The 13,085-nt window shown below is 73.5% G+C and carries 13 protein-coding genes; 7 read left to right on the top strand and 6 right to left on the bottom strand.

Annotated features, from left to right (window positions below; genetic code table 11):
* Positions 1 to 51 precede the first annotated feature (51 nt).
* Positions 52 to 768 carry a GntR family transcriptional regulator gene (locus ACIGXX_RS38405; protein ID WP_399982946.1) on the bottom strand — a complete coding sequence of 239 codons (717 nt, stop codon included), beginning with the start codon at positions 766 to 768 and terminating at the stop codon, positions 52 to 54.
* A 206-nt stretch (positions 769 to 974) separates the two neighbouring features.
* Here ACIGXX_RS38405 and ACIGXX_RS38400 point away from each other — a divergent pair, with 206 nt between their 5' ends.
* The 5 genes from ACIGXX_RS38400 to ACIGXX_RS38380 are packed head-to-tail and all read left to right on the top strand — an operon-like array spanning position 975 to position 5,374.
* A complete protein-coding gene (locus ACIGXX_RS38400) occupies positions 975 to 2,276 on the top strand; it encodes an MFS transporter (protein ID WP_399982943.1) in 1,302 nt (433 codons plus the stop codon).
* Positions 2,273 to 3,064, top strand: a complete 792-nt coding sequence (locus ACIGXX_RS38395; protein WP_361463382.1) for a putative hydro-lyase — start codon at positions 2,273 to 2,275, stop codon at positions 3,062 to 3,064. Before ACIGXX_RS38400 ends, ACIGXX_RS38395 begins: the two co-directional genes overlap by 4 nt.
* A gap of 35 nt (positions 3,065 to 3,099) precedes the next feature.
* Positions 3,100 to 3,876, top strand: coding sequence for a 5-oxoprolinase subunit PxpA (locus tag ACIGXX_RS38390; protein WP_351168822.1), 777 nt, complete (start codon positions 3,100 to 3,102; stop codon positions 3,874 to 3,876).
* Entirely contained in the window at positions 3,873 to 4,508 is a 636-nt protein-coding gene (locus tag ACIGXX_RS38385) for an allophanate hydrolase subunit 1 (RefSeq protein WP_351168820.1), read from the top strand. Before ACIGXX_RS38390 ends, ACIGXX_RS38385 begins: the two co-directional genes overlap by 4 nt.
* Entirely contained in the window at positions 4,505 to 5,374 is an 870-nt protein-coding gene (locus ACIGXX_RS38380) for a biotin-dependent carboxyltransferase family protein (protein ID WP_399982938.1), read from the top strand. The genes ACIGXX_RS38385 and ACIGXX_RS38380 overlap by 4 nt, the downstream gene beginning before the upstream one ends.
* Positions 5,375 to 5,416: 42 nt before the next feature.
* Here the strand turns inward: ACIGXX_RS38380 and ACIGXX_RS38375 are convergent, their stop codons facing one another.
* From ACIGXX_RS38375 to ACIGXX_RS38355, 5 genes are all read right to left on the bottom strand, one after another.
* Positions 5,417 to 6,259, bottom strand: coding sequence for an SGNH/GDSL hydrolase family protein (locus ACIGXX_RS38375; protein ID WP_366464642.1), 843 nt, complete (start codon positions 6,257 to 6,259; stop codon positions 5,417 to 5,419).
* The gene (locus tag ACIGXX_RS38370) at positions 6,256 to 7,500 is read right to left on the bottom strand and encodes a glycosyltransferase (protein ID WP_399982934.1); all 1,245 of its coding nucleotides are present in this window, start codon (positions 7,498 to 7,500) and stop codon (positions 6,256 to 6,258) included. Before ACIGXX_RS38370 ends, ACIGXX_RS38375 begins: the two co-directional genes overlap by 4 nt.
* On the bottom strand, positions 7,497 to 8,627 hold the full coding sequence (locus tag ACIGXX_RS38365; protein ID WP_351168814.1) for a glycosyltransferase family 1 protein: 1,131 nt from the start codon (positions 8,625 to 8,627) through the stop codon (positions 7,497 to 7,499). Before ACIGXX_RS38365 ends, ACIGXX_RS38370 begins: the two co-directional genes overlap by 4 nt.
* Positions 8,628 to 8,758: 131 nt before the next feature.
* Positions 8,759 to 10,177, bottom strand: coding sequence for a HEAT repeat domain-containing protein (locus ACIGXX_RS38360; RefSeq protein ID WP_351168812.1), 1,419 nt, complete (start codon positions 10,175 to 10,177; stop codon positions 8,759 to 8,761).
* A gap of 301 nt (positions 10,178 to 10,478) precedes the next feature.
* Positions 10,479 to 10,871, bottom strand: coding sequence for an ankyrin repeat domain-containing protein (locus tag ACIGXX_RS38355; RefSeq protein WP_351168810.1), 393 nt, complete (start codon positions 10,869 to 10,871; stop codon positions 10,479 to 10,481).
* Positions 10,872 to 11,168: 297 nt separating this feature from the next.
* Here ACIGXX_RS38355 and ACIGXX_RS38350 point away from each other — a divergent pair, with 297 nt between their 5' ends.
* Both ACIGXX_RS38350 and ACIGXX_RS38345 read left to right on the top strand, forming a co-directional pair.
* On the top strand, positions 11,169 to 11,363 hold the full coding sequence (locus ACIGXX_RS38350; protein WP_249591193.1) for a hypothetical protein: 195 nt from the start codon (positions 11,169 to 11,171) through the stop codon (positions 11,361 to 11,363).
* A gap of 55 nt (positions 11,364 to 11,418) precedes the next feature.
* On the top strand, positions 11,419 to 13,050 hold the full coding sequence (locus ACIGXX_RS38345) for a hypothetical protein (protein WP_399982928.1): 1,632 nt from the start codon (positions 11,419 to 11,421) through the stop codon (positions 13,048 to 13,050).
* Positions 13,051 to 13,085: the final 35 nt, after the last annotated feature.

The following is a 13,085-nucleotide window of genomic DNA, read 5'->3' as shown; positions in this document are numbered from 1 at the left end:
CGGTCGAAACGGCGCAGATCTGACAGCGTCCGGCCGTGGCCCGCCGGGGGCTCAGGAGCCCGTCGGCTCGCCCTGTGCCACGCGCTGGCCGTAGGCCTCGACGAGGCCGAGCCGCGAGTCGTCCAGATAGTCCGCGAGCAGTCGCTCGGCCTGCGCGGCGTCGCCCTCCTGGAGGGTCTGCAGGATCTGCCGGTTGCGTGCGAGGTAGGGCTCGTGCAGCCGGCGCGGGTCGTCCACCACGTGGAAGGCCAGGCGCAGTTCGGCGAAGACACTGCGCATCACCTCGTCGGTGCGGGCGCTTCCGGCGAGGGCGACCAGCTCGCGGTGGAAGTGGATGTTGGCCGTGGAGACGCCCTTCCACTTCCGCTCCCGCGCGGCCTTCGTGCCGTCCGCGACGGCGCCCGCGAGGCCGTCGAGCGCGAAGGGCGGTTCTCCGAGTCCGCGGACGACGGCGCACTCCACGAGGCGTCGGGTGCGGTAGATGTCCTCCACATCCTCAATCGTGAGAACTCGGACAAATACCCCGCGGTTGAGCTGGTGGACCAGCAGCCGTTCGTGCGTCAGGAGACGGAAGGCCTCGCGCAGCGTGTTGCGCGAGACGCCGAGCGCGCCGCCGATGCTGTCCTCCGACAGCCGCACCCCCGGCGGGAAGTACCCCTCCGCGATACGGCTCCGGAGGATGTCCGAGACCCGCTCCGCGGTGCTGGTACGCCCCAGGAGCGCACGGTCGTCGGCCAGTCCGCTCGCGCCAGCCATTGCCTCAGCCATGCCCGGATTCAATCGCAGATGCAAGAACGAGACAACATGGGTATTGAGGGATCGTTCAACGATCCTCTACCTTGTCGGGCACGGCACCGTCCCCAACCGTGCCGGACACCCCGCCCGTGCCCCACGCCCTGCCCACCGCACGCCGAGTGCCCGCTCCGCACCCCCGCCCGCTCCGCACCCTCCGTCCCCCCTCTTGCGAGGTGCCCATGAGCACGCCCCCTCCGCCCCAGGCCCTTTCGACCGCCACACCTCCCGTGGACGGCGGACCTCCCAACGACGACGGCGCGTTCGGCTGGCTGCGCGCCCTCGGCCCGCGCGGTCGCCGCGCCTTCGGGGGCGCCTTCGGCGGCTACGCCCTCGACTCCTACGACTACTTCACGCTGCCGCTGAGCATGGTCGCGATCGCCGCGTACTTCGGCCTGGACAGCGGCCAGACCGGCCTGCTCACCACCGTCACGCTGGTGGTCTCCGCGATAGGCGGCGCGATAGCCGGAGTGGTCGCGGACCGGATCGGCCGGGTCAAGGCCCTGATGATCACGGTCGTCACGTACGCCGTCTTCACCGTCGCCTGCGGCTTCGCACCCAACTACGAGACCCTGCTGGTCTTCCGCGCCCTCCAGGGCCTTGGTTTCGGCGGCGAGTGGGCGGTCGGCGCGATCCTGGTCGCCGAGTACGCCACCGCCAAGAACCGCGGACGTACGCTCGGCGGGATCCAGAGCGCCTGGGCGGTCGGCTGGGCGCTCGCGGTGATCGTCTACACCGTGGTGTTCCAGTTCCTGGACGAGGACATCGCCTGGCGTGTGCTGTTCTGGACCGGCGCGCTGCCCGCCCTCCTCGTCGTCTACGTACGCCGCAACGTGCACGACGCCCCGGAGGCGGCCGAGGAGCGCAAGAAGAGCGCGAACAAGGGGTCGTTCACCGCGATCTTCAAGCCCGGCCTCCTGCGCATCACGCTCTTCGCCGTGTTGCTGTCCACCGGCGTACAGGGCGGCTACTACACGCTCGCGACCTGGGTGCCCACCTACCTGAAGACCGAGCGCGGCCTCACCGTCGTCGGCACCGGCGGGTACCTCGCCTTCCTGATCTCCGGCGCGTTCATCGGCTACCTGGCGGGCGGCTATCTCACCGACGTGCTCGGCCGCAAGAGGAACATCACGCTCTTCGCGTTCCTCTCCGCGGCCAGCATCCTGGCGTACACGAACATCCCGGACGGGGCCAACGGCCTTCTCCTTGTGCTCGGTTTCCCGCTGGGCTTCTGTATGTCGGCCATCTTCAGCGGCTTCGGTTCGTTCCTCAGCGAGCTCTATCCGGCCGCCGTGCGCGGCACGGGACAGGGCTTCACGTACAACACCGGTCGCGCCGTGGGCGCCGTGTTCCCCACCATGGTCGGCTTCCTGGCCGACAGCTGGGGCGTGGGCGGTGCGCTGATCTTCGGCGCGATGGGCTACGCCATCGCCGTGCTCGCGCTGTTCGGGCTGCCCGAGACGCGCGGGAAGGAGCTGGTGTGAGCGCCACGACCGCCGCGCTGCACAGCCCTGAGCAGGCCCGCGCGCTCTTCCGTTCGGGCACGAGCGGGCCGACCGCGGGCTGGGCGGCCGGTCACACGCAGGCCAATCTGATCGCCGTGCCCGCCGACTGGGCGTACGACATGCTCCTGTTCTGCCAGCGCAACCCGAAGCCCTGCCCGGTGCTCGACGTCACGGACGCGGGCTCCTGGACCACGCCCCTGGCGCCCGGCGCCGATCTGCGGACGGACCTGCCGCGCTACCGGGTGTGGGAGGACGGCGAGCTGGTCGAGGAGCCCACCGACGTGGTCGGGCGGTGGCGGGACGACCTGGTGTCGTTCCTCATCGGCTGCAGCTTCACCTTCGAGTGGGCGCTGACCGAGTCCGGCGTACCCATGCGCCATGTCGAACAGGGCCGCAACGTCTCCATGTACGTGACCGCGCGCCCCTGCCGTCCGGCGGGCCGCCTGCACGGCCCCATGGTGGTGTCGATGCGCCACGTGCCGCCCGAGCACCTCTCGACGGCCATCAGGGAGACCTCCCTGCTGCCCGCGGTGCACGGCAGCCCGGTGCACTGCGGCGACCCGGCGGGGCTCGGCATCGACGACCTGGCCCGGCCCGACTTCGGAGATCCGGTGGCCGAGGAGCCCGGTGACATCCCGGTGTTCTGGGCATGCGGAGTGACACCGCAGGCCGCGGTGATGGCTTCGCGCCCGCCGTTCGCCATCACGCACGCGCCGGGCCAGATGTTCATCACCGACGCCCGTGACGAGCAGTACCGGGTGGCCTGAGCGGGCCACCGGACGGAACCAGGAGAGTCACCCGCATGACCGACGCCGTGATCGACGCCGTGATCGACCTCAACGCCGACCTCGGCGAGGGCTTCGGCCGCTGGCGCCTGACCGACGACGAGGAGCTGCTCTCCGTCGTCACCAGCGCCAATGTGGCCTGCGGTTTCCACGCCGGGGACGCGGCCACCATGCGCCGCGTTTGCGAGCAGGCCGCCGCGCGCGGTGTGCGGATCGGCGCCCAGGTCTCCTACCGCGACCTGGCGGGCTTCGGGCGCCGCTCCATGGACGTGCCTGCCGACGAGCTGGCGGCCGAAGTGGCGTACCAGATAGGCGCCCTGGAGGTCTTCGCGCGCGCGGCCGGCACGCGCGTGTCGTACGTGAAGCCGCATGGCGCGCTCTACAACCGCGTCGTGCACGACGAGGACCAGGCGCGCGCCGTCGTCGAAGGGGTCCTGCTCGCGGACCACACGCTGCCCGTACTCGGGCTGCCCGGATCGCGCTTCCTTGAGGTGGCCGACAAGGCCGGTCTTCCCCAGGTCACCGAGGCGTTCGCGGACCGCGCGTACACCCCGGAGGGGACGCTCGTGCCGCGCGGCAGCGACGGCGCCGTCATCGCGGAGGCGGACGCCGTCGTCGAACGCTCCGTGGGGATGGCCCGGTTCGGGACGGTCACCGCCCAGGACGGCCGGCGGATCGACGTCCGCGCGCGCTCGTTGTGCCTGCACGGCGACACCCCGGGAGCGGTGGCCCTGGCCCGGCAGGTCCGGGCACGCCTCGAATCGGCGGGCGTCCGGGTGGAGGCCTTCGCGTGAGGGTGCTCCCGGTCGGCGACCTGGCGCTGCTCGTCGAACTCGCCGACGGCGACGAGGCGCAGGCGCTCCACGCCGAGCTGCTGCGCCGCAGGGCCGCGGGCCTGGTCCGCGTACGGGAGATCGTGCCCGCGGCCCGCACGGTGCTCCTGGACGGCCTCGACGACCCCGGCCGCGTCGGCGCTGAGCTCGCCGCCCTGGACATCCCGCCGCTGTCGGCGCGCGCGGAGGAGGTACGGGAGATCCCGGTCCGCTACGACGGGCCCGACCTGGCCGACGTGGCGGCGCACTGGGGCGTGCCGGTGACGGAGGTGGCGCGCATCCACTCGGCGGCCGAATTCCGGGTCGCCTTCTGCGGGTTCGCGCCCGGCTTCGGCTACCTCACCGGGCTGCCGGAGCACTACGAAGTGCCTCGCCGGACCACGCCGCGCACCAGCGTCCCGGCCGGCAGCGTCGCTCTGGCGGGGCCGTACACGGGGATGTATCCGCGCTCGTCGCCCGGCGGCTGGCAGCTGATCGGCACGACGGACGCCGTGCTGTGGGACCACGCGCGCGTGCCCGCCGCGCTGCTCACCCCTGGCGTGCGGGTGCGCTTCGTGCCCATGTCGCACCCGGACCCGTCGGAGGAACGATGACCGACCGGGCCTTCGCCGTCGTACGGGCCGGTGCGCTGACCACCGTGCAGGATCAGGGCCGCCCCGGGCACGCGCACCTCGGAGTGCCGCGCTCCGGAGCCCTCGATCCGGCCGCGGCGCGCCTGGCCAACCGACTCGTCGGCAACCCTGTCGACGCCGCCGTCCTGGAGACCACCCTCAACGGCTGCTCCGTGCGGCCGCGTTGCGCGGTGACGGTCGCGGTGGTGGGCGCGCCCTGCCCGGTGACGGTCGACGGCCGCCCGGCGGCATGGGGCGCCCCCGTTCGAGTCCCGGCCGGCGCACTGCTCGACGTCGCAGCGGCCGTCTCCGGAGTACGGTGCTACGTCGCGTTCGGCGGCGGAGTCGCCGTCGACCCGGTGCTCGCCAGCCGCTCCACGGACCTGCTCTCCGGGCTGGGCCCGCCGCCGCTCGCGGACGGAACGGTCATCCCCCTGGGGAGCGTCGCCGCGCCGCACGCGCGCGTGGACACCGTCCCGCACCCGGCGCCACCGCACGAACTGGTCCTGAGGGTGACGCCCGGACCCCGCGCCGACTGGTTCACCCCCTCGGCCCTGCGCACGCTGACCACGCGCGCGTACCGGGTGTCCTCGTCCAGCAACCGCATCGGCCTGCGCACCGAAGGGCCCTCCCTGGAGCGGGCGTTCACCGATGAGCTGCCCAGCGAGGGCATGGTCCTCGGCGCCGTCCAGGTGCCGCCGGACGGCCTGCCCGTGGTCTTCCTCGCCGACCACCCGACGACCGGGGGCTATCCGGTGATCGCGGTGGTCAGGGAGGCGGATCTGGCCGGGGCCGCGCAGGCGGTGCCGGGCACACCGGTGCGTTTCGTCCCGGCGGGACGGCGCTGAGTCCTTCTCCGTTCCCGCGGCCTCCTCCTTTCCCGCGCTCTCCTACGCCGCGTCCGGCTGCTCGGCCGCGGTCAGCGCGGCGAGGGCCGCCGTCACCGCGTGGGAGGCGCTCAGGTCGAGCCGGGCGCTGCTGCCCCGCACCTGGTGGCGTACTTCGTCGGCCGCGAGGGTGAGCAGCTGGGGCAGCAGGTCGGTGCACCGGCGCGCCACCCAGCCGGTGCCCGCGGTGGCCAGCCACAGCAGGCTCGCCGAGCGGGTGGGCGAGGACAGTTGGGGCTCGCACGAGGGCGGACCGCCCGTCACCAGGCCCCGCGCCGCGAGCAGCGCGTGGAAGCGGGCGGCGACGAGACGGTGGCCCCGCTCGCCGGGGTGCAGCCGGTCCGCGCTCCACAGGGTGCGGTCGGCGACCCACTCGTCCTCCGCGAGGTGCAGGTGGACGGCGCCGTACCGCTCGGACAGGGCGTGCACGACGGCGTTGACCGCGCGTTGCCGCCGGGCCAGCGGGCGGGCCAGCGCGCCCGGCAAACCGAGCATGGCTCCCGGGTCGGGGAGGCAGGCGGTGAGCAGCTGGGCGCCCTGCCGCGCGGCGGCTCCGTAGATCTCGTCCAGCCGCGTGGCCACGGCCCGGATGTCGAAGGTGCAGCGCAGGGTGTCGTTGACGCCGACGATCACGGAGGCCAGGTCGGGCCGCAGCTCCAGCGCCGCGGGGAGCTGCCGGTCCAGGACGTCGCCGGTCTGGGACCCGCTGACGGCGAGGTTGTGGAACTCGACGTCCACGCCGGACGCGGCGAGCAGCGCGGCCCAGCCTCGCCACCCCTCCTCCACGGGGTCCCCGACGCCTTCGGTGAGGGAGTCCCCCATGGCCACGAACCGCAGCGGTTTCACGAGGCACGCTCCTCGTGGGGCGCCGCCGAGCGCGCCCCTCCGGCACGGCGAGGGGGCACCGCGTCATGCGCCGCCAAGAACGCACCGACCGCTCTCCCCCACCCGAAGCACTCCGCACGCGCGCGTGCCGTCTCCCTCCGTATGCGCTCGGGGCGGGCGAGGAGAGTCTGGACGGCGGTCGCGAACGCCTCGCCGCCGTCCGTCGCCACCGTGCCCGCCCCGCCCACGATCTCCGGCAGCGCCGACGACGCGCTGGCCACCACCGGCGTACCGCACGCCAGCGCCTCCAGGGCCGCGAGGCCGAACGTCTCGCAGGGGCCCGGCGCCAGGCAGACATCGGCCGCGGACTGCAGCTCCCCCAGAGTCGTGCGGTGCGCGACGTGCCCCACGAACGTCACCGGCAACCGCCGCTCGCGCGCCCGCAGTTCCAGGCGCGCGCGCAGCGGCCCGTCCCCCGCCACCACGAGCACCGCGGGCACGCCCCGGCCACGGAGCACCTCCAAGGCGTCCAGAGCCGTGCCGGGCCGCTTCTCCACGGACAGCCGGGAGCAGAGCACCAGCAGCACCTCGTCCTCGCGCGCGTGGCGCCCGCGCACGCGGGGATCACGCAGCCCCGGATGACTGCCCACGAGGTCGACGCCGAGCGGAGCACGGACGACATTGCGCGCCCCGACGCGGACGAACTCGCGCGCGGCCCACTCCGTGGTGCACACGACCCGCGCGTACGCGTGCGCGGTACGGGAGTTGAGGGTGTCGGCGGCTCGCAGGGCGGTCTGCCGGGGCATGCCCCAGGACCTGAGGACGCCGTCCGTCGTCTCGTGGGAGACCATCACGGCCGGGATCCTGCGGTGCCGGGCCCAGGCTCCGGTCCAGCGCAGCGTCGTGCGGTCGGAGACCTCGATGCGGTCGGGGGCCAGGCGTTCGAGGAGGCGGGCGACCCGGTGGCGGTCCGCGAGGACGCGGTAGCCGCCGGTGCCGGGCAGCGGCGTGCCCGGCAGGGTCACGACGCGCCCCTGGTCCGTCTCGCTGACCCCGGCCCGTTCGCCGGGCACGATCAGCACGGGCTCGTGCCCGGCCGCGCGGTAGCCGCGTCCCAACTCCCACAGCGCGGTGCGCAGTCCGCCCGACGTGGGGGCGACGAAGTTGGCGAGCCGCACGATGCGCAGCGACTCGCCGGACCGCGCTCCGGAGCGCTCGGCCGCCGCGCGGTAGGCCGCTTCCCTGTACAGGGCCGCCCTCATGCCGCCACCGCCGTCCGCGCGGCGAGCACCTGGGCGTAGTGGTCGACGAGCTGTTCGCCCACCGCCTCCCAGGTCCGCCCCTCGACGGCCGCGCGCCCCGCCCTGCCGTACGCGGCGCGCAGCCCTGGATCGGCGGCGAGCGCCCAGACCGCGTCCCGCACCGCGAGGGCGTCCCGGGGCGGCACGAGGATTCCGGTGCGGCCCGGGACGACGAGGTCCAGCGGTCCGCCGGCGGCGGGCGCGACCACCGGCACTCCGCTGGCCATGGCCTCCTGCACGGTCTGGCAGAAGGTCTCGTAGGGCCCGGTGTGCACGAAGAGGTCCAACGAGGCGAAGATCCGCGCGAGTTCGCCCCCGGTGCGGCGCCCCGGCATGACCGCGCCGGGCAGCGCCGCGCGCACGGAGTGCTCGCTGGGGCCGTCGCCGACGACGACGAGGCGTACGCCCTCCAGCGAGCACACCCCGGCCAGGAGTTCGACCTGCTTCTCGGGAGCAAGACGCCCCACGTAGCCGACGATCAGCTCACCGTTCGGCGCGAGTTCACGGCGTACGGCCTCGTCCCGGAGGGCGGGCCCGAACCGGGCGGTGTCCACACCCCTCGGCCACAGCCGCACCCGAGGCACCCCGTGCGTCACGAGATCACGCAGGGCGGCCGACGACGGGGCGAGGGTGCGGTCGGCCGCGGCGTGGACGGCGCGGATGCGCCGCCAGGCGGTGGACTCCCCCATTCCCATGTACGTACGCGCGTAGCCGCCCAGGTCCGTCTGGTAGACGGCGACGGCGGGAATGCCCAGGCGCGCGGCGGCCGCCATGCCGCGCGCGCCGAGGACGAAGGGGCTCGCCAGATGGACGAGGTCGGCCCGGTGCGCGCTCAGCGCGGCCGACAGACGGCGGCTGGGCAGCGCCACCCTGACCTGCGGATAGCCGGGCAGGGGCAGGGAGGGGACGCGGATGACGGGGCAGGGCGCACTGGCATCGGATGCGGCGTCCGCACCGGCCGCGGGGGCCGGGGCGATGACCAGGGGGTCGTGACCGCGGGCGGCGAGCTGCCGGGCGGTCTGGAGGGCGCAGTGCGCCACGCCGTTGACGTCGGGAGGGAAGGATTCGGTGACGATGACGACACGCATACCCGTGTTGTCGTCGCGCGGGGCGTGGTCACGTCAACGTGGATCTTTCCTGGCGAGGAACGTCCCATGAGCGTTCCGCTCCGCGCCCGCCCCGTCCCCCCGCCGAGCGCCCCGCTCCGGGGCGCTCCGGGTTACACCTCGGCCGCGTCGGGTCCGATTCTGCTGCGGACCGCGGTCTGTACCTCGTCCTCCTCGGCGGGGTCCGCGGCGAGCCTTCTGAGCTGGGTGACCACGCGGGCGTCGCCGGTCTCGGCGTGCCGTGCGGCGACCTCGCGGGTGGACTCCTCGCAGTCCCACAGGCATTCGACGGCGAATCCGGCGGCGAAGGAGGGGTCGGTGGCGGCGAGCGCGCGGGCGGCGCGGCCGCGCAGGTGGGACGAGGCGGTCTCGCGGTAGACGTGGCGCAGCACGGGGGCCGCGCAGGCGATGCCGAGCCGACCGGCGCCGTCGACGAGGGTCCAGAGGGTCGGTGCGTCCGGGCCTTCGCCCCGGACGGCTTCCCGGAGGGCGGCGAGGACGAGCTTGCTGTCCTGGGCGCCGCCCCTGCAGGCGAGCACCCGTCCGGCGGCGGCTCCGAGTTCGTCGGGCCGCAGGGCCCAGCGGCGGGCGCGCTCCACGGCGGCGACGCTGCGCATCCGTTCGAAGGCCTCGGCCGCGGCGTCCACGACGGCCCGTGACGGGCTCTGGACCGCGTACTCGATCAGGTCGAAGACGTCGGGATCATGGGCGTCCGCGAGGTAGCGCAGGGCCGTGCCGCGCGCCCCGTCGGAGCCGTTGCGGGCGGCTTCGAGGATCTCGGCGCGGTCTTCCGGTCCGGCGACGGCGCTCAGGCAGCGGGCGGCGGGCACGTGCAGGACGGCGCCGCGTTCGAGCCCTTCCTGCGCCCAGTCGAAGACGGCCCGGACGCTCCATCCCGGGCGTGGGCCCGATGGCCTCAGCTGGCGCTGCCAGCGGTCGAAGGACCCCTGTTCGCGCGCGGCTCGCACGCGGGCGCCGACGCCCTCCCTCGGGTCCTCCTCCCACAGCCGCCAGGGCCGGGGTTCGTAGGCGTCGCGCACGGCGGCGGCCAGTTCGGCCTCGCCCTGCGCGTCCTGGGAGAATCTGGCGAGTACGGGCACGGCTAGGGCGCGCAGGCCCGTGTCGTCGTCCCGCAGCGCCAGTTCGTCCAGGGCCCAGGCCCAGTTGGTGCCGAACGCGGCGTACCTGCGCAGCAGTTCGAGGGCGTCGTGCCTGCCGTACGAGGCGAGGTGCCCCAGGACCGCCAGCGCGAGGCCGGTGCGTGAGTCGTCCGTGTTCAGGACGTCCTCGGCATCGAAGAGATGCCGCTCGATCTCCTGGATCCCGCCGCGGAGATCGAGGTAGAGCCGGGCGTAGTAGAGGGAGCGGTTCTCCACCTGCCAGTCGTGGCGTGGGTCGTGGAGCACGCAGGTCTCGAGGGCGGCGAGCGCCTCGGATCGGGGGGCGGTGAGTGCGTGCAGCGTGCCGTCGCCGCGGCCCCGCTGCAGCAGGCCGAGCAGCGTACCGCTGGGCGCTATGACCGGATCGAACATGGGAAACAGCCTCACATCAAGCGTCGACGCAACCGGGAATCGTGAATTACCTGGCCGTGCGCCAACACGTCGGGCCGCCCGCCGTCTCTTGCTTGCTGTAGACCATCTTCCTCTGCCTCTCGTCGGTGGCCCGTAGGGATCCCGGACGGGAGGTCCGGGGGCGGGCCGTCACGGTCCGCGCGGTGCGGCAACTCCTGCCCCGCCGTCGCGTCCGTGAATCACGTCGTCATGATGACCCAGCGGTTCAGCCCGCCGCGACCACATTTCCAGCGCCCCCGTTGTTGCTGGTCAGCTACCCCGCTCAGGCCGCCCCGAAGAGCTCGAGCAGCTCCGTCTTGGCGAACATCCTGGCGGTGTCCACGGCCGACGGTGTGCCCGCGGCCGGATCCGCGCCTCCGTCGAGCAGCGCCCTGATCACGGTGTCCTCGCCCTTGAAGACGGCGCCGGCGAGCGGTGTCTGCCCCCGGTCGTTGGCACGGTTGGCGTCACCGCCCCGCTCCAGGAGGGCCCGGACGGCGTCCGCGTGGCCGTGGTAGGCGGCGAGCATCACGAGGGAGTCGCCGCTGTCGTTCGTGAGGTTGGCCGGAACGCCAGCGTCCACGTACGCGGCGAGGGCCTCGGTGTCGCCCTGGCGCGCCAGATCGAAGATCTTGGTCGCCAGCTCCACGACTTCCGGGTCGGGGGCTTCACTCATGGACCGGACCGCCTTTCGACTGCGGGGTGACTCAAAGGGGGCGTACGGCGACGAGTGCAGCCGTACGGGTGAATCGACAGGGTACTGCCCGTCCGGGCACATGACGGGGCGCGCCCGCGGCAAAGATCACGAAGGGACCCGGACGCCCTCCGAACCCCTGCTCGCGCGGCTCAGCAGACCCCGCCATTCGAGGGAATTTCGCGGAAATTCCCCCATTTGCACCTTTTATCGTATGGATACATGCTGTGAACCTGGAACAACTCATGGTGACTGTCCCCACCAACCAGGAGAACCCTCATGATCCTGTCCATCTCCGGCGTCGTGCTGCTCGGCATCATCGTCTTCCTGTTCTTCCGCAAGGACGGCCTCAAGGCGTCCCACGCGCTGGTCTGCGCGCTCTTCGGCTTCTTCATGGCGGGCACCGCCATCGCCCCGAGCATCAAGGCCGGCAGCGCGAGCCTGGCGAGCCTCCTCGGCGGGATCAAGTTCTGACGTCCCCTGCTCCCTGCCCCCTGTAGTACTTCGTTCGCACCATCTGGAGACTGACGTGGCACGGCGCCCCCTCCCCCGCATCCTGAGCAACGGCACCGCCTCGATCGCCCGGAGCCGGGAGTTCGCACGGTCGGCCGCCGACAGCGCCACGGACGTCCTCCACCCGCTGATCACGATCACTCGTGGACTGCGCCGGCTGGCGGCGGCCGGGCGGCGCAAGTGGGCCGACACCCCCAAGGACCGGCGCGGACCGCTGCTGTTCCTCGTGGCGTCCGTCGTCCTGGTCGTGGCCCTCATCCCGTACGGTCCGCTGCTCGCCGCCATCTGCCTGATGGCGGCCGCCGCATGGAGCGGCAGGGAGAAGCCGGCTCCGGCGCCCACCGGTCCCGACGAGGCGCAGACCCAGCGGCTTCAGTCCCTCTACGAAGCGCTCGTCCCGTACTTCTCCGTTCCCGAGGACCCCGCTCCGCTCTTCGCGCACGGCGGCGAGTGGGACAAGGCCCTCACGTCCTACGAGTTCGACGACAACGGCCGCGTCTCCCACCTGGTGGTGCGCTACCCCGCGTACTTCACCGACGGCGAGCCCGAATCGCGCGCACGCATCGAGCAGCTGCTGCACGCGAAGTCGGGCCGCGGCCGCGAGTACCACTTCGAGTGGGACGAGGAGGGCAACCAGCTCACGGTGAACGTGCTGCCCCCGCTGCCCACCGACATCGCCGCCCAGCGGTTCGTCACGTCCCCCGGCGAGACCGTCCTCGGCTTCACCGACCCCACCGGCGTCCAGCGCACCCTGCCCGTGACGGACGGCGACGAGCAGCGCGACGTTCCCCCCGTCGTCTGGCGCACCGGCCCCCGCTCCACCGAGCCGCACCTCCTGGTGATCGGCGAACCCGGCAGCGGCACGACGACCCTGCTGCGCTCCATCGCCCTGCAGGCCCTGCTGCACGGCGACGTCCTGGTCGTCGAGGGCAGCGGCATCGGCGACTACGCCTGCCTGACCGGACGCGACGGCGTCCTGGCCATCGAGTGCGGGCTCGCCGGAGCCCTGGCGAGCCTGGAGTGGGCCGCGCACGAGACGGAGCGGCGCCTGATCTCCGCCAACCGCGCCCGCCAGGCGGGCCACCCCGCCCCGGACGACACCAAGCGCCCCCTGTGGATCCTCATGGACCGCCCCAGCGTGCTCGGCCACCTCGCGGCGGCCGACGGACGCAAGGACCCGCAGTCACTGCTGCAGGTGCCGCTGCGGCACGGCAGGGCGGCCAACGTCACGGTCGTCGTGGCCGACCAGTTCGACAGCCTGGACGCCCTGAGCGATCCGGTGCGCCAGCACACCCGCGCGCGCGTGGTCCTCGGCCCCACCACGCTCGACCAGGTCGAGGACATCCTCGGGGTGCCGCCGCGCACGACGCCCACCTCCGACGTCCCGCCCGGCCGCGGGTACGCCCGGCTCGGCACGGGTCCGGTGCACCGGCTCCAGGTGCCCGCGACGCCCGATCCGTACGACGACGCCACGAGCGAGTCGCACCGGCAGGCGGTGACGGAGCTGCTGCCCGCACGCAGCGCCCCCGCGGACGCCGGGCCAGGCACCGGCACCGGCACCGGCACCGGCACTGAGGCCGACTCCGAGGCGGACACCGTGGCGACGGAACCCGACGCGACGCCGCAGCCCGTGGCCGCCGAAAGCTGAGGCTCGGGGAGACCTGAGGCGCAGGGCGAACCGGG

Source organism: Streptomyces sp. NPDC055243 (assembly GCF_044544025.1).
GTDB lineage: Bacteria > Actinomycetota > Actinomycetes > Streptomycetales > Streptomycetaceae > Streptomyces.
The sequence above is the reverse complement of the archived record's forward strand: the minus strand, read 5'-3'. Positions and strand labels throughout refer to the sequence as shown.